The sequence below is a fragment of the Anaerotignum lactatifermentans genome (genome assembly GCF_014982935.1).
Classification (GTDB): Bacteria; Bacillota; Clostridia; order Lachnospirales; family Anaerotignaceae; genus Anaerotignum; species Anaerotignum lactatifermentans.
Genome location: NZ_JADCKK010000059.1, coordinates 1 through 15900, shown reverse-complemented (window position 1 = coordinate 15900; position 15900 = coordinate 1). Strand labels below are relative to the sequence as shown.

At 44.1% G+C, this 15900-nt stretch carries 16 protein-coding genes and 1 other RNA gene; 4 read left to right on the top strand and 13 right to left on the bottom strand.

The window, feature by feature from the left end:
- Positions 1-184 precede the first annotated feature (184 nt).
- The 13 genes from ssrS to INF29_RS11845 form a co-directional block, all read right to left on the bottom strand.
- A non-coding RNA gene (gene ssrS / locus INF29_RS11905) (6S RNA) lies at positions 185-374 on the bottom strand.
- 92 nt (positions 375-466) lie between these two features.
- Entirely contained in the window at positions 467-913 is a 447-nt protein-coding gene (gene lspA / locus INF29_RS11900; RefSeq protein WP_193486796.1) for a signal peptidase II, read from the bottom strand.
- Positions 910-1236 carry a hypothetical protein gene (locus INF29_RS11895; RefSeq protein ID WP_193486794.1) on the bottom strand — a complete coding sequence of 109 codons (327 nt, stop codon included), beginning with the start codon at positions 1234-1236 and terminating at the stop codon, positions 910-912. Before INF29_RS11895 ends, lspA begins: the two co-directional genes overlap by 4 nt.
- 113 nt (positions 1237-1349) lie before the next feature.
- On the bottom strand, positions 1350-2708 hold the full coding sequence (locus tag INF29_RS11890) for an MATE family efflux transporter (protein ID WP_193486791.1): 1359 nt from the start codon (positions 2706-2708) through the stop codon (positions 1350-1352).
- A gap of 184 nt (positions 2709-2892) precedes the next feature.
- Positions 2893-3780, bottom strand: a complete 888-nt coding sequence (locus INF29_RS11885) for an MBL fold metallo-hydrolase (RefSeq protein ID WP_193486789.1) — start codon at positions 3778-3780, stop codon at positions 2893-2895.
- 167 nt (positions 3781-3947) lie between these two features.
- Positions 3948-4895 (bottom strand): class II fructose-1,6-bisphosphate aldolase, encoded by a 948-nt coding sequence (fba, locus tag INF29_RS11880; protein ID WP_193486787.1) that lies wholly within the window; start codon positions 4893-4895, stop codon positions 3948-3950.
- A 2-nt stretch (positions 4896-4897) separates the two neighbouring features.
- Positions 4898-5059: a hypothetical protein gene (locus tag INF29_RS11875; RefSeq protein ID WP_159432867.1), complete on the bottom strand. Its 162-nt coding sequence runs from the start codon at positions 5057-5059 to the stop codon at positions 4898-4900.
- A 26-nt stretch (positions 5060-5085) separates the two neighbouring features.
- Positions 5086-5499: a DUF3788 domain-containing protein gene (locus INF29_RS11870; protein WP_193486785.1), complete on the bottom strand. Its 414-nt coding sequence runs from the start codon at positions 5497-5499 to the stop codon at positions 5086-5088.
- 121 nt (positions 5500-5620) lie between these two features.
- On the bottom strand, positions 5621-6868 hold the full coding sequence (hisS, locus tag INF29_RS11865) for a histidine--tRNA ligase (RefSeq protein ID WP_207728167.1): 1248 nt from the start codon (positions 6866-6868) through the stop codon (positions 5621-5623).
- Entirely contained in the window at positions 6865-8316 is a 1452-nt protein-coding gene (gene hemZ, locus INF29_RS11860) for a coproporphyrinogen dehydrogenase HemZ (RefSeq protein WP_193486783.1), read from the bottom strand. Before hemZ ends, hisS begins: the two co-directional genes overlap by 4 nt.
- Before the next feature lie 15 nt (positions 8317-8331).
- Positions 8332-8784, bottom strand: coding sequence for a D-aminoacyl-tRNA deacylase (gene dtd, locus INF29_RS11855; protein WP_022254560.1), 453 nt, complete (start codon positions 8782-8784; stop codon positions 8332-8334).
- 17 nt (positions 8785-8801) lie between these two features.
- Positions 8802-11054 (bottom strand): RelA/SpoT family protein, encoded by a 2253-nt coding sequence (locus INF29_RS11850; protein ID WP_272872656.1) that lies wholly within the window; start codon positions 11052-11054, stop codon positions 8802-8804.
- An 89-nt stretch (positions 11055-11143) separates the two neighbouring features.
- Positions 11144-12304 (bottom strand): glycoside hydrolase family 3 protein, encoded by a 1161-nt coding sequence (locus INF29_RS11845; RefSeq protein ID WP_193486781.1) that lies wholly within the window; start codon positions 12302-12304, stop codon positions 11144-11146.
- Positions 12305-12443: 139 nt separating this feature from the next.
- On the opposite strand from INF29_RS11845, the gene INF29_RS11840 reads away from it, so the two are divergent.
- The 4 genes from INF29_RS11840 (at position 12444) to INF29_RS11825 (ending at position 15775) form a co-directional block, all read left to right on the top strand.
- The gene (locus INF29_RS11840; protein ID WP_072850277.1) at positions 12444-13166 is read left to right on the top strand and encodes a tRNA 2-thiocytidine biosynthesis TtcA family protein; all 723 of its coding nucleotides are present in this window, start codon (positions 12444-12446) and stop codon (positions 13164-13166) included.
- Position 13167: 1 nt separating this feature from the next.
- Complete coding sequence (locus tag INF29_RS11835; protein WP_193486779.1) at positions 13168-14229, top strand: tyrosine-type recombinase/integrase; 1062 nt, start codon at positions 13168-13170, stop codon at positions 14227-14229.
- 5 nt (positions 14230-14234) lie between these two features.
- On the top strand, positions 14235-14876 hold the full coding sequence (locus INF29_RS11830; protein ID WP_087988932.1) for an NUDIX hydrolase: 642 nt from the start codon (positions 14235-14237) through the stop codon (positions 14874-14876).
- Positions 14877-15106: 230 nt separating this feature from the next.
- Positions 15107-15775, top strand: coding sequence for an SMI1/KNR4 family protein (locus INF29_RS11825; protein ID WP_193486777.1), 669 nt, complete (start codon positions 15107-15109; stop codon positions 15773-15775).
- The last annotated feature ends 125 nt before the right edge of the window (positions 15776-15900 follow it).

Sequence of the window (15900 nt, the reverse complement as noted above, 5' to 3'; positions counted from 1 at the left end):
AAATAAACCCAAGAAAACAACAGACCGGATTTTGAGCCGGTCTAATTGTCGTGGAATTTTTATTTAGTTGAGAACATTTAAAAAACCTGCGAAAAGGTCTTGACTTTTGTTAGCAGGTTTTTATGCACGAAAAAACAGGTATATGAATATTATGCAATATCCATATACCTGTTCTCATACGCACGGAGATCCCGAAATGCCGTTCCCATCTCTTGACACCTAGCCTAAGCCAGGTGGGCAACCGCAGCCAAAGTCTCAGTCTTCCTCCGCCCAAAGGGAATTATCTTGAGGCCTGACATCACTTTAGCTTATAGGAATCCCTTTTCAGTCATGTAGGTTCAATAACGATGGGCTATCGAGCATCTCAGGATGTTTCCTGAGTGTATTATACTACGTTTATCGACATTCTTCAACCCCTAATCTATACAAATACCATAGTTTTTTTAAAAATAAAACCAATTCCTTGTTATCTTTTCCATAAAGAGGCAAGCAATCCCCAGATTCCGCCGCTTACGATGGCAATGTCAGCCAGGTTGAAAATAGGCGCTTTTTTCCACTTGATATAGAGAAAATCTGTCACACCACCACGTCGAATACGATCCCAAAAGTTACCCAAAGCGCCGCCCAACATCACAGAAAGCGGCAGGAGCAAATGCTTTTTTTCCTCCTGTTTTGTGAGCATCATACAGAAAGCAGCGAAGCACCAACCGATGAGTCCGCCTGTGAGATATAACACTGCTTTGGGATTTCGCTCAAGGGTATTATATGCCATACCATCGTTTTTTATGCGCCGAAAATAAAATTTATCTTTGATGATTTCTGTTTTTCCACCCAGAGGCAGTTTTTTTCTTGCCCAGATTTTCGTCACTGTATCCAGACCAAATACGGACAGCATGATACCAAAATACTTCAATTTTGTCCCCTCTCTTCCTTCTGTATTCTTTGCAGAATCAACATGGCACGGATAAAACCAACACTGTAAAATAAAATGGAAACCGCTGCCAACACTCTCGGAAAATCTCCTGCCAGCATTCTCCAGAAAAAGCAGACTGCCATGAGTCCACCGCTGGCACAGGCGCATTTCCCTACAAACTGCAGTAAATTTCCAACTTGCTGTGCCATTTCTTTTTTCTCTGTATACTCTTTCATCATATGACAGGTGCCTGTCTTTGTTTCCTTTCCCCATCGAAACGCCAGATATGCCATCACTGCCATAAGACAGATGTAAATAATCATCGGTAACCTCCTGCTTTTTTGATAAATTCAGTGTACCACACAAGCGGCATTTTTCGCAACCAAACAAAAAAAGATGGCTGTCCCGAAAGAACAAACCATCTTTTCTGATTCTCTTAAAAATCAAGCATTTTCAAAATCTTCCGCAGGAAGAAAATACAAATTGCCGCTGCCACAACTTCCGCAATAGGGAAAGACCACCAAATGCGGTCCAGAACGCCCATCTTGGAAATCAGAAACGCTACAGGCACCAATACCACCAACTGACGGACAACAGAAACAATCAGACTGAAAACACCATTGCCCATTGCCTGGAATACAGAGGAACAAATGATGTTGAAACCTGCCAGCAGGAAGCTGATGGAAATCAGACGCAATGCTGGAACACCAATGGCAAGCATGTTTTCGGATGCGTTGAACATCAGCAGCAGTTTATCAGGAATAATCTGGAATACTGCAAAACCAATGAGCATCATAGCAACTGCATACATCACTGCCAGTTTGATGGTACCAATGATACGATCACGATGTCTTGCGCCATAGTTATAGGCAATGATGGGTACCATACCATTATTCATACCGAAAATCGGCATAAAGATAAAACTCTGTAATTTGAAATATACACCAAATACTGCAATGGCTGTTGTGGTGAACACTTCCAGAATACGGTTCATGCAGAACATCATGACAGAACCGATGGAAACCATCAGAATGGAAGGTACCGCAACTTTATAAATATGGAAAAGCACAAATTTTGTAGGCAGCATGTTTTTCCAGTCAAATTTAATATCATGGTTTACCTTTAAGTTGAAAAACAGTGCCAGCCCTGCTGCAATAAACTGACCGATAACGGTAGCCAATGCCGCACCTGCAACACCCATTTTCGGCATACCAAACATGCCAAAAATCAGAATGGGGTCCAGAATGATATTCACAACCGCACCTGTTGCCTGCGTAATCATGGTATAGAAGGTGCGTCCTGTTGCCTGCAGCAATCTTTCCAGTGCGATTTCCGCATAAATCCCCAGAGATGCCACACAGCAAATCCGCAGGTATGTATTGCCGTAATCAACGATTTCTGCCACTTTGGTCTGCCCCATCAAAAAGGGTTTTGCTACAAACAGACCAATCAGGATAAACAGAATCCAGTTCATGAATACCAGAAACATGCTGACATTTGCCGTTTTGTTTGCAATTTTGATACGCTTTGCGCCCAGGCTCTTGGAAAGCAGCGCATTGACACCAACGCCCGTCCCTGTACCTACAGCAATCATAAAGTTCTGCATGGGGAATGCCAGTGAAACCGCAGAAAGGGCATTTTCACTGATCTGTGCTACGAACATACTGTCAATGATGTTATACAGCGCCTGAATCAGCATGGCAATCATCATAGGCAAAGACATGTTCAAAAGCAGCTTGTTGATAGGCATGGTTCCCATTTTGTTTTCTTTGGGCTGAACCGCAGTGGTGCTCATTTTCGTTTTTCCTCCTTTGTGACGTTTTCATTTTTTCTCCTAATAGAAAACCAAGGCACTGCCGAAGCAGTGCCGTTTCAATGGTCTATGCAATATAATAAAGCCTATCTATGAGCATGTCAACAAAAAACAGGAAATCTGTATACAGAATATAACAAAAAATGTCACAAACTTTTTCAGCAAATTATACAGTTTCTGCGGTCTTCCAAAGAAGCAGATTATTTTCCACATAAGCTTCCATTTGTCCCTTATCCAGCAGGTAGGATAAATAGGAACGAATGGTGCTGCCTACAAGGACATACTGTCCATAATCCATGGTCAGATCAAAGGCTTCAAATACTTCTTTCAATACCAATTCAAAGTTCTTTGGTGTTTTGCAGATTTCCAGCAGCTTATTCAGAATTTCCAAAGACTTATCACGGTTGACTTTTACCAGTGACACAATATCCTCTGTGGGTTCCGCATGAGCAGGAATACAGAGTTTTCCCTGGAACTGTTCCACAAAATCCAGTGTATCCAAAAATGCCTGCAAGTCATAAACGAAGTTCACGTGGTATTTTGCCACGATATTTTCACCAAACAAACAGTCTGCCAGGAAATATACATTATCAGGCGTTTTCACACCAATCATCTGCCAGAAATGACCACCCAGCGGAATGATCTCCATGCCTTCCGGCAGTTTCGCTTCCGCAATATCCTGAGCTTTGGAAGGTGTTGCCATTAAGAATTTATTCCGCAGTTTTTTGAAAGGATAGCCCCCATAGAGGAAAGAGGGTTCCAGAATAGGTGCTTCAATAACAGCGTTTTCCATAGGTGTGCTGTAAACGGCACAATTCAGACGATTTTGCAGCAGCGTATTGCCGCCGATATGGTCTGCATTGGAATGGGTATTGATGATTGCTGTCAGCTTCCAGCCTTGTGCTTCCAGAATTTTCTGCACTTTTCTACCCGCATCCTTGTCATTGCCACTGTCAATGAGCCATACATCATCGTCGCTGACACGGTATACCCCCATTTTAGACGGGCTATTGATATAATAGGTGTTTGCTGCCACCTGAACCAGTTCATACATAAGAATCCCTCCTTGGATAACAAATTACTCTGTTTCTATTTTATCCCATCCATAAAGGCATTGCAAGAACATGTATCTTTTCCCGTACAAAAAAAGAGCAACATCTGTATATTCAAACAGATATTGCTCTTTCTATTTTTAGTTAAATATCATTGTTCTGATATTTCTTATTTCATAGAATCTACAGAACCGATCACGTTTTTGATTTTGTCTTCTACCAGTTCCTGAATCAGGTTTCTTGCGTCACCCAGGTAACCACGAGGGTCGAAAGCAGCGGGATTTTCGCCAAAGGATTTACGGATTGCAGCTGTCATAGCCAGACGCAGGTCTGTGTCCATGTTGATTTTGCAAACAGCCATGGAAGATGCTTTACGCAGCATTTCCGCAGGGATACCTTTTGCACCGTCGATTTTACCACCGTATTCATTGCACATTGCAACGCATCTCTGGTCTACAGAGGAAGCACCATGCAGTACAATGGGGAAATTATGGAAGCCGGCATCTTCCAATTTCTTTGTGATGGTTTCCAGACGGTCGAAGTCCAGTTTTGCTTCACCTTTGAATTTGTAAGCACCATGGCTTGTACCAATGGCAATTGCCAGAGAATCAACGCCTGTGCGTTTTACGAAGTCTACAGCCTGGTCAGGGTCTGTGTAAGTAGCGTTGGCAGCGTCTACTTTTACATCGTCTTCTACGCCTGCAAGTTTGCCCAATTCCGCTTCAACCACTACGCCCCTTGCATGCGCATATTCTACTACTTCTTTTGTTTTTGCTACGTTTTCTTCGTAATCATAATGAGAACCGTCGAACATAACGGATGCGAAACCGCATTCGATGCATTCTTTACATGTTTCCAGATCGGGACCATGATCCAGATGCAGCGCAATGTCCAGACCTGTTTCTTCTACAGCCGCGTCAACCATAGCTTTCAGGTATTTGGGGTGAGCATATTTCAGCGCACTTTTAGATACCTGCAGGATAACTGCAGAGTTCTGTGCTTTTGCGGCAGCCACAACGCCCTGTACGATTTCCATATTGTTGATGTTGAACGCACCAATCGCGTAACCGCCCTGGAATGCCTTTTCAAACATTTCCTTTGTTGTTACCAATGCCATTTTTAAAACACCTCTTTCTCTTTTTTAGGAATAAAATATCCTACATTAAAATTATAATACCAGAATGGGCATTGTGGCAAGGACTTTTGCCACAATACTGACATTCTTTTGTCAAAATCCTGTTTTTCTGAGGGAAAAGATTGTATTTCTGCTCTTTTCCGCATCCATTTTCCTCATGTGCAGAAACAAATTACGTTCTGTTAGGTTTTCTTTTGATCAACAGCAATTTCATGAAATCATCAAATAACGACTGATCCTTTGGCTCAAACATCAGCCACTTTCCATCGTGATAGGTCTTGGATTCTTCATATACCTGCTGAATTTCTTTGGCATAGGCATCTTTGTCCGCTTCGAACTTTGCTCTCTCCTCTTTTCCAAGGATGACCATAAATCCCATACAGTTTTCCCGCGCATACAAAGCGCACAGTGTCTTACCGCCCCGACGATATTTGTACTCATATTTCCATGCCTTGCCGCCTTTGTTCCATGTCCGTTCCATGTCATATGTTTCATCAATGCAAGCAGTTAACTGTGTCCAAACATCATACAGGAAATCTCCCAACAAGCTTTTCATTTCATCCCCATCAGGGATACTGTCAAGCATGGTGCCCTCCTTTCTTCATGTACACTTGTCTTTCTTACATCATACCACAAGAGATTAGAATCGTCATTTCTTTTTTCAGATAAAAAAAGGGACAGAATCCTTTCTGTCCCTTTTCTCTGTCTTATTTCAATTTTGCTTTCAGCACTTCTGCCAGTTCGGAAAGAACAACAGTTTCTTTTTCACCTGTTTCCATTTCCTTCAGCTCTACGCTGTTGTTTTCCAGTTCGGAATCCCCAATGATAACGGAGTATTTCGCACCAATTTTATTTGCGTATTTCATCTGTGCCTTTACGCTGCGTTCTACGGTATCGCATTCTGCGCGCACGCCTGCTTTCCGCAGTGCCAGTGTGATGCCCTGAGCTTTGATCAAGCCTTTTTCACCCATGGAACCGATGTAAACGTCACGTTCAGGAGCTTCTTCGATGGGACCATTCTGTTTTTCCAGAATCATCATCAGTCTTTCAATACCCAGGCCGAAACCAACGGCGCCGGTGGGTTTGCCGCCGCATTCTTCTACCAGATTGTCATAACGACCGCCGCCGCAAACAGTCAAACCATCGGATACAAATTCAAATACAGTTCTTGTATAGTAGTCCAGACCACGAACAATCTTAGGATCAATAACAAAATCAATGCCCATTTCTGTCAGGATATCCTGTACTTTCTGGAAGTGTGCAGTACATTCTTCATCCAGACAATCCAGAACAGAAGGCGCGTTTGCGATAACTGCCTGACAGCTTTCTTCTTTACAGTCCAGAACACGCAGAGGGTTCTTTTCGAAACGTTCTTTGCAGGTAGGGCACAGCTTGTCCAAATTATTGCCGATGAATTCGCGCAGCTGTTTGTTGTATCTGCTGCGGCATTCAGGACAGCCCAAGCTGTTCATACGCAGCTGTACACCATGGATGCCCATTTCTTCCAGCAGTGCTGCTGCAACGGAAATAGCTTCCGCATCCTGTGCTGCGCTGTAGGAACCCAGCATTTCCACACCAAACTGGTGGAACTGACGCTGTCTGCCTGCCTGTGTATTTTCACAACGGAATGTGGGAGAAATATAATACAGCTTTGTGGGCTGTGCGTTGTTGTGCATACCATGTTCGATGTACGCACGAACGGCACCTGCGGTACCTTCGGGGCGCAGTGTCAGACTTCTGTCACCGTCGTCTGTGAAAGTATACATTTCTTTCTGTACGATGTCGGTTGTTTCCCCTACGCCTCTGACAAAAAGTTCTGTAAATTCAAAGGCAGGTGTTCTGATTTCCCCAATGCCGAATGTTTCGCAGAGATTGCGCATTTTGCCTTCGATGCGCTGCCATGCTTTTACCTCTGCACCGTAAATATCCTTTGTACCTTTTACCAACTGAATCATAATTTACCTCCCTGCGGCAATCCCTGCCGCTTTCTTTCTATCATTTCGTCAATTCTGCCGATATAATCTTCAATGCTCTTTACGTTAAACACACGCTCGATGCGGTCTGTAGCGGGGTCAACAGTTTTTGTGCTTGCCCCTGCGCCTGCCGCCAGAATGGTCTGTTTTTCTTCCATGATCTGGATGTTGTAAACCCCTTCTTTGCCGGGTTTGCAATATCCCACATTTTCAAAGTTCCCTACCATATTTTTCTGGCGATACATATAATAAGGCTCCAGTCCCATTCTTTCCGCATAATCCGCTGCGATTTCCAGCATTTCCTCCAGCACTTCTGCTGTGGTCATGGTATACAGGTCAAACTGCTCTTTCAGGCGGGATGCACGTTTTACCGCCAGTGTGTGAACAGTCACATTATCTGGTTCCAGTGCTATGATTTCTTCCATAGTCTGACGTACATCTTCCGGTGTTTCTTCAGGCAGACCCAGAATCAAGTCCATGTTGATATTGTCATGTCCCACTTCTCTAGCTTCCCAGAATACCCGGCGAATGTCCTCCACCGTATGGCGTCTGCCAATACGTTTAAGAGTCTCCTCGTTCATGGTCTGGGGATTGATGGAAATACGGTTGACACCATAAACTTTCATGAGCCGCAGTTTTTCCTTCGTAATGGTATCGGGGCGACCTGCTTCCACAGTGTATTCCATATCTTCTGTAGGTGCGAACAGTTCCTGTACCTTTTGCAGCAGACGTTCCAGCTGTTCTTCTGTCAAAGATGTAGGTGTGCCGCCGCCGATGTAGATATTTTTCAAATGGAAGTTCTGGGCGTACTCTGCCAGATATTCCATTTCTTTGAACATGGCATCCAGATACTCGTCCACTCTTTTTTCATACTGCTTCAAGGGATAAGCTGTAAAGGAACAGTACAGACAGCGGGTAGGACAGAATGGAATGCCGATATACAGGCTGATGTCTGTTTTTTCATTGCCTGCCAAAAGTCTGCGCTCCGCTTTTGCCACCTTCAAAGTCAATTCCGCTTTCTGCTGCGCCACCAGATACTTTTCTGTGAGATACCGCAGACATTCTTCGTCGCTTTTGCCTTCAGAAAGAAGGGTATTGACGATTTTCGCAGGACGAACCCCTGTCAAAAGCCCCCATCTGGGATACATACCCGTTTCTCTGCTCAAAAGGGCAAAAATGGTCAGCTTTACCAGACGTTTTTTCTCTTTTTCTGTCAAAGGTTCTGTATAAGGCACAGACCAAGCAGAAACCTGCTCTCCACGCCGATAAAGCATTGCCGAAGCAATGCCTTTTTCCACGGAACTTTCTACGGTTGTTTCTTCGGCAGAGATTTCCTCTGTCCGATAATAATGCAAGTTGGGGTAAAACACCTGTACCATGGTCTGCACGTCATTTTGCAGCTCATGTCCCCGCAAACGATAATATATCATATCCAAAATCCTTTTTTAGAACAATTTTTCACTATCCAGCAGCAGTGTCACAGGACCATCGTTGATGAGTGCCACTTTCATATCTGCCTGGAACTGACCGGTTGCCACTTTCTTAATGGGCATAGACTTTGCTTTTGCACAAAGTTTGTCAAACAGCACTGTTGCCACATCTGGAGCCGCACCGCCGGAGTAACCGGGACGTCTGCCTTTTCTAGCATCGCCATACAAAGTAAAGTTAGGCACAATGAGCAGTTCCCCGTCAATGTCCAGCAAGGACAGGTTCATTTTGCCGTTTTCGTCTTCAAAAATACGCAGGTTTACAACCTTATCCAGCATATATTCAATGGTTTTGTCGTCATCTGTTCCCAGCATGCCGAACAATACCATAACACCTTTTCCGATTTCACCGATGACCTGACCGTCAACGGTTACGCTTGCCTGTGAAACTCTCTGCAATACTGCGCGCATGTTCATCCTCCTATTACTTAACCGCTGACACGTTCAATATCAATGATGCCTTTGATACCTTTCAGACGTTTATTGACACGTTCCAGCTGATCTTTGGTTCTGATTTCCATAGTGATGTTGAAAATGGCTGTCATATCCTTTGTGGTACGGATATTGAAGCCTTTGACAGAAATGTCCTCGTCTGCCAGATGGCGGCTGATTTCCAGCAGCAGACCAGTACGGTCGTTGGCAATGACGCGAATTTCCGCCAGATAGGAAGCATCCACTTCCCCATGGGTATACTGGGTATCCCATTCCGCATCAATCAATCTGCCCCGTTCTTCATTGCTCAGGTTCAGAATATTGATACAGTCAGTACGGTGGATGGTAACCCCACGTCCGCGAGTGACAAAACCAACGATTTCGTCGCCGGGAACGGGACTGCAGCACTTGGAGAAACGCACGGCAACGTCGCCGACACCTTCTACCACAATGCCGCTCTTGCTCTTATGTTTCAACGGTTTCTGGCTGACAGTTTTCTCAAAGTCATTGAGAATATCTTCTGCTGTCTGCTGTTTCCGTTTTTCTTTCAGATATTCTTCTTTCAGTCGGTTGACAACCTGACCTTCTTTCAAACCGCCGTATCCGATGGCTGCAAGGACCGCATTCCAATCCTTAAAGTCATATTTGTTGATGACAAGTTCCTGCCATTCAGGACGGAGCAGGTCGGAAGGCTGCAAACCTTTTTTCTTCATATCCGCCAAAATCAATTCACGACCGCGGATGATATTTTCTTCTTTTTCTTCCTTTTTAAACCACTGCTTGATCTTGGTACGTGCCTGAGAACTCTTGACCAATGTAAGCCAGTCACGGCTAGGACCTTTGGAGTTCTGGGATGTCATGATTTCCACAATATCCCCGTTCTGAATCTTATAGTCAATGGTTACCATACGGTTATTGACTCTTGCACCTACCATCTTATTGCCGACAGCGGAGTGAATCATATAAGCAAAGTCAATGGGTGTAGAACCCTTTGGCAGCTGAATAACTTCGCCCTGTGGTGTAAAAGCGTATACCTGGTCAGTAAAGATATTCAAATCCAGCTTGATGGTATCCAGATATTCTTTATTATCGGACATATCCTTCTGCCATTCCAGAATCTGTCTGAGCCAAGCCAGTTTTGCTTCTTCTTTTTTGGTGCCTTTTTCGCCGGATTTGCCTTCTTTGTATTTCCAATGGGCTGCGATACCATATTCACTGGTACGATGCATTTCCCATGTACGAATCTGGATTTCGAAAGGTTCCCCGGAAGGACCGATCAGTGTGTTATGGAGGGACTGATACATATTGGGCTTGGGCATAGCGATATAGTCCTTGAATCGTCCCGGCATAGGTTTATACATGGTATGGACGATACCCAGCACCGCGTAACAGTCGCGGACGGAATCCACAATGGCACGAACGGCAAACAGGTCATAAATCTGGTCCAGTGTCTTATTCTGGTTGACCATTTTTTTATAAATACTGAAAAAGTGTTTGCTGCGTCCTTCAATTTTGCCTTTGATACCCGCTTCTTCCATTTTTTCACGGACTTCTTTGACGATATCCGCAACGAATGTTTCACGCTCGATACGTTTCTTTTCAATCTTTGCAGCCAGATCAAAATAGGCTTCTGGATTCAGATACTTAAAGCACAGATCTTCCATTTCCGATTTGATCTTGGAAATCCCCAGACGATGTGCCAAAGGCGCATAGATATCCATGGTTTCCTGGGCTTTTTCCCGCTGTTTTTCCGGCGTCATATAGTTCAGTGTCCGCATGTTATGCAGACGGTCAGCCAGCTTGATCAAAATAACACGGATATCCTTTGCCATTGCCAAAAACATCTTACGATAGTTTTCTGCCTGAATTTCTTCTTTTGTGGAGTAAGACAACTTACCCAATTTTGTAACACCATCAACCAGAACGGCGATTTCCTCACTGAAAATACGTGAAATATCTTCATAGGTATAAGGCGTATCCTCAATGGTGTCATGGAGAATCCCCGCAACGATGGATTCCATGTCCAATTCCAGTTCAGCCAGAATATACGCAACTTTCAAAGGATGAATGATATATGGCTCGCCGGACTTACGCTTTTGATCCTTATGGGCTTCTCTTGCCAGATTGTATGCTTTTTCCAGCATATCAAAGTCTTTTGCAGGATGGTACGTTTTGATTTTTTCCACCAATTCCTGATACAGTTGATCTTCAATAGCCATACCTGTCACCCCTCTTTCTTCCTCATTCATATGTTTTAACTCCCCGTTTTTCTTCGGATTTTTAAAAAAGATTAAAAAATATTATACCAATTTTTTGCTGTTTTTTCAATACTTTGCATTTATGGAACCAACATTCCCTTATCATACTTCAGAGACAGGATTCTTTCCACACTTTCATCCAGCCGGTTTTCTGAAATTTCCCCGGTCTGCACTGCTTCACACAGGCTGTTGTAGGCATCATCCAAATCCGCCGGCATCAGCACAATATCCACACCTGCTTCCACCGCTTTCACTGCCGCTTCTCCGTCAGGGTAATAATCCACAATGGCACCCATATTCATGGCATCGGTGATAACGATGCCGTCATAATCCAATTCTTCCCGCAATAAATCAATGGCTTCTTTGGAAAGGCTTGCCGGCAGACCATCATCTGTCACATTAGGCATGGTGATGTGTCCCACCATCATCAAATCAATGCCTTCATCTGCCAAACGGTGAAAAGGCACAAATTCTACTTCCTGCAGGCGCTGCAAATCATGTTCTGAAACAGCCATACCGTCATGGGAGTCTGTCCCTGTATCACCATGTCCCGGGAAATGTTTTGCCGTTGCGCTGACACCTTCGCTTTCCAGCCCTTTTGCAAAGGCAGAAGCCATATCCGCCACTGTCTGGGCATCGGTTCCATAAGCACGATCGCCAATGACTGTATTTTCTGGATTGGTATGAATATCCGCAATGGGTGCGAAATCCACATTGATTCCCAATTCTGACAGGACGCTGCCAATTTCCTTACCAGCGGTTTCCGCCTGCGCTGTATCTCCATTCATGTCTTTTGCATTGGGAATAGAAGTATGGGGAATCTGACTTTTATCCAATCTGGAAACCATGCCGCCTTCTTCGTCAATGCCAATGAGCAAAGGCATGTCCGCCGCCTTCTGCATATCTGCCACAAGTTCTTTGGTCTGTTCTGCTGTATCCAGATTTTCCGCAAACAAAATGACACCGCCCAAATGGTAGTCAGCAATCTTCTGTGCCACATCTTCCGAAAGAACAGTCATGCCGCTGTCGTCAGGATTTTTCCGAAAATCCATCATGAGCATCTGCCCTACTTTTTCCTCTACAGTCATGTGCTCCAATTTTTCTGCCACAGCATCTTCTTTCAATTCTTCAGCCGTTTTTTCCACAGTCACTTCCGGCTGTTTCTCTACTGTTTCTTCCTGTCCGCATCCTGCGAACATTGCTACCGCTGCTGCCAGCAGAAAGGTCATTGACTTTTTCATATGGTTCCTCCCATGATACGTTTCAAAATCTATATTGCTTTCATTATATCCCTTTTCCAAAAAAATGAACAGTATTCCTTTGATTTTTCACAAAAATTCGCTATAATGGAAACCATGAAATGAGGAGGAACAAGCATTTATGAAATTACAGAAATTACTGAGTTATGTCCGCCGTGCCGTGGACGATTACCACATGATCGAGGAAGGCGACAAAATCGCTGTGGGCGTTTCCGGGGGGAAAGACAGCATCTGTCTGCTTATTGCACTGAAGCATTTGCAGCGTTTTTATCCCAAGCACTTCGAACTGGAAGCCATCACCGTTTCTCTGGGACTGCCCGGGGCTGTCTACGATGACATTCAGGCACTTTGTGACAGCATCGGTGTGCCTTATACCGTTGTCAACACGGATATCGGACAGATTATTTTTGAAGAAAGAAAAGAAAAAAATCCCTGTTCCCTCTGCGCAAAAATGCGTAAAGGCGCTTTGAATACCAAAGCGGAAGAACTGGGCTGTAATAAAGTAGCATTGGGTCACAACAAAGACGACGTGGTGGAAACATTCTTCATGTCCCTGTTTTACGAAGGGCGCATCAACTGCTTTGCACCTGTCAGCTATCTGGATCGGAGCAAGCTCTATTCCATTCGCCCGCTCATGTATGTGCCCGAATGGGAATGTCGTTCTTTTGTGACAAAAAGCGGCATTGATATTGTAAAAAACCCCTGTCTGGCAGACGGCAACACCAAACGTCAGGAAACAAAAGAACTGCTGGCGGAACTGTCCAAAAATTACGATAACTTGCAGGAAAAAGTATTCGGCGCCATCAAGCGCTCACAAATCAAGGGTTGGAACGGAGAGATCTAAGATGTCTGTTTACCATGAAGAACTGAAGATCAAAGAAACGGAACTGCTGCGAGAAGTACAGGCAGACCTGCCGCCATTTTTGCGGGAGTTTTTCCGTGGTATCGCTCAGACCACTTCCACAAAAACCAGACTGGCCTATGCCTATGACCTGCGCGTATTCTTCCGTTATCTTTATGAAGAACATGATAAACTGGGGGGTATGGAAACCCGCCATCTGGAAGTGGATGCACTGGATCAGATTACGTCAGAGGATATCGAATGTTATCTGGAATATCTTTCCTATTATATAGCCCCTGACCAGAACCAGCCCCAGCAGCAGACAGCCCACCATAACGATGAAAAAGGCAAGGCAAGAAAACTGGCTTCCGTTCGTTCCATGTATAAATACTTCTATAAAAAAGGAAAGATCAAAGCCAATCCTGCCACCATTGTGGATACGCCAAAAATCCACGAAAAGAAAATTACCCGTCTGGATGTCAACGAAATGGCAAACCTGCTGGATGCGGTGGAAAGCGGCAATAACTTGACTGACCGGCAGAAAGCTCGCCATGAGAAAACAAAAAAGCGTGATTTGGCACTCATCACATTGCTGCTGGGCACTGGTATGCGTGTATCAGAATGTGTGGGTATCAACCGGAAAGATTTGGATTTTCAGAATTATGCTGTAAAAGTCCTGCGCAAAGGCGGTAATGAAGTGATGCTGTATTTCGGAGAAGAAGTGGCAGAAGCCCTTTCCGATTATCTTGAGGAACGGAATCAGGTAGTCACCAAAGACGAAAATGACGACGCCCTTTTCCTTTCTTCTCAGGGAAAACGCATTTCTGTTCGTGCTGTGCAGAATCTGGTGAAAAAGTATGCCCATGGTGTTACGGCAAAAAACATTACGCCTCATAAACTGCGGAGTACCTACGGCACCAATCTCTATCAGGAAACAGGCGACATTTATCTGGTAGCCGATACATTGGGACATGCAGACGTTAACACCACCCGAAAACATTATGCGGAAATTGAAGAAAACCGGCGGAAACGCGCCGCTTCCTATATCAAACTGAGAAAGGACTGATTGTTTTGGCAGAAAAACCTACTACCGCGGACTTTCGCCAGACTTTTGGCGCAAAGGAACCGCAGCCCATACTGCAACTGAAAAAATTCGGCATCATGGCTCTGCTGACAGAGAAAAATAATGAACTGCATTTTGTTCTGACCAAGCGTGCTGCCCATGTGCGTCAGCCCGGCGACATCTGCTTTCCCGGTGGGCATCAGGAAAAAGGCGAAAACCTGAAACAAACCGCTCTGCGGGAAACAGAGGAAGAAATCGGCATTCCTGCGGAACAAATCCAGATTTTAGGCAAAAGTAACTTCATGCTCACCGTTTACGGTGCGCTGATTCAGCCGTATATCGGATTCGTTTCCTATGACCATTACAAGAATCTGACTTGCCAGAAAGAAGAAGTGGCAGAAGTCTTTACAGTGCCCATTTCCTTTTTCATGGAACAGAAACCGGAAGTCCATTACATGTACTGGCGGGCAGATATGACTGTGTCTTTTCCTTATGAACGCATTGAAAACGGCAAGGAATATGGTTTCCGGGATTACAAGGTTCCTGAACTGTTCTACAATTATGAAGGCAAAACCATCTGGGGACTGACTGCCCAAATCATCGACCATATTATCACCACATTACAGAGTGAAAAAGCAGAACAAAAATAAGAGATACATAAAAAGCAACTTACTCTTCAGAAACAAATAAAATCTTATAAAAATCAGAAAGCTGGAATCCTCTACAATAGATTAGGATTTCAGCTTTCTTTGTTTACTGATGAAAATACTGCTAAAACAGCTTTGATGAAACCTTTCAAAGCTGTTTTTTTCTGGACAAAAATTCCCTTTTTCTTTATGATGAAAAAAAGAGCTTTTTTCGGAAGAATGGAGTGATATATATGGACTATGAAGAAATTTTGAAAACCATGTCCCGCTGGATGGAGGCATATAAGCCAATCTGTGATAAAGATGATTCCCCTTTATTTCAGTTAGAACCTCCTGCCACCGAAGAAGAAATCTCCGCTGTAGAAAAGCAAATCAATCGAAGGCTTCCCGACAGCCTGCGGACATTTTTTCTCTGTCATGCACGCTATCTGAAATTGACCGCGTATTTTTCTGATGATTTCTTGAAAAAATTACCGTCTTCCATCCATAGTTTATTTTCCGCTTTTCTGGAACTTTCTCTGGATGACCTGCCGTTATTAAACGAAAGTTGTCAGGAGGCGATTCACGTCTGTCTGGTAGAACCAGAGCATCCCTCTGCTGCACAGCTGCAAAATGTACTCCCTCTAACCTGGGTACCCTGCGGAGATTATCTGATATTTGACTACAGTCAGGATCCTTTCGATCCGCCGGTTCTTTATCTGGATTTATATGCCGCAGAATATCACCTCTATGTATTGGGGCATTCCTTCGGGGATTTTCTGAAGCGGTACACGGCAGTGGGGCTCTGCGGAACAGAGGATACACAAATGGCTCCCTTTTTGCCAAACAAAACCGACGGCATCCAGTCTGACTGTCCCAACGCCAAACTTTTTCGCAGTTTCTTTTTCCAAAACCAAAAATAGCCTGCAAATAAAAAGTCAAGGCTAAATTAAAAGAACATTGAAAATTTTATACAGGTTGAAAATTGGGTATCAAAATAAGACCACCACACCAGTGCTGGTCTGAAAATTGTAGTGGATAATTAGGA

Bases quoted from the DNA above. Each gene is read 5' to 3' on its own strand.
- INF29_RS11895 (WP_193486794.1), bottom strand. From the start codon at position 1,236: ATGATTATTTACATCTGTCTTATGGCAGTGATGGCATATCTGGCGTTT.
- INF29_RS11890 (WP_193486791.1), bottom strand. From the start codon at position 2,708: ATGAGCACCACTGCGGTTCAGCCCAAAGAAAACAAAATGGGAACCATG.
- INF29_RS11885 (WP_193486789.1), bottom strand. From the start codon at position 3,780: ATGTATGAACTGGTTCAGGTGGCAGCAAACACCTATTATATCAATAGC.
- fba (WP_193486787.1), bottom strand. From the start codon at position 4,895: ATGGCATTGGTAACAACAAAGGAAATGTTTGAAAAGGCATTCCAGGGC.
- INF29_RS11875 (WP_159432867.1), bottom strand. From the start codon at position 5,059: ATGCGGAAAAGAGCAGAAATACAATCTTTTCCCTCAGAAAAACAGGAT.
- INF29_RS11870 (WP_193486785.1), bottom strand. From the start codon at position 5,499: ATGCTTGACAGTATCCCTGATGGGGATGAAATGAAAAGCTTGTTGGGA.
- hisS (WP_207728167.1), bottom strand. From the start codon at position 6,868: ATGATTCAGTTGGTAAAAGGTACAAAGGATATTTACGGTGCAGAGGTA.
- hemZ (WP_193486783.1), bottom strand. From the start codon at position 8,316: ATGATATATTATCGTTTGCGGGGACATGAGCTGCAAAATGACGTGCAG.
- dtd (WP_022254560.1), bottom strand. From the start codon at position 8,784: ATGCGCGCAGTATTGCAGAGAGTTTCACAGGCAAGCGTAACCGTTGAC.
- INF29_RS11850 (WP_272872656.1), bottom strand. From the start codon at position 11,054: ATGAATGAGGAAGAAAGAGGGGTGACAGGTATGGCTATTGAAGATCAA.
- INF29_RS11845 (WP_193486781.1), bottom strand. From the start codon at position 12,304: ATGAAAAAGTCAATGACCTTTCTGCTGGCAGCAGCGGTAGCAATGTTC.
- INF29_RS11840 (WP_072850277.1), top strand. From the start codon at position 12,444: ATGAAATTACAGAAATTACTGAGTTATGTCCGCCGTGCCGTGGACGAT.
- INF29_RS11835 (WP_193486779.1), top strand. From the start codon at position 13,168: ATGTCTGTTTACCATGAAGAACTGAAGATCAAAGAAACGGAACTGCTG.
- INF29_RS11825 (WP_193486777.1), top strand. From the start codon at position 15,107: ATGGACTATGAAGAAATTTTGAAAACCATGTCCCGCTGGATGGAGGCA.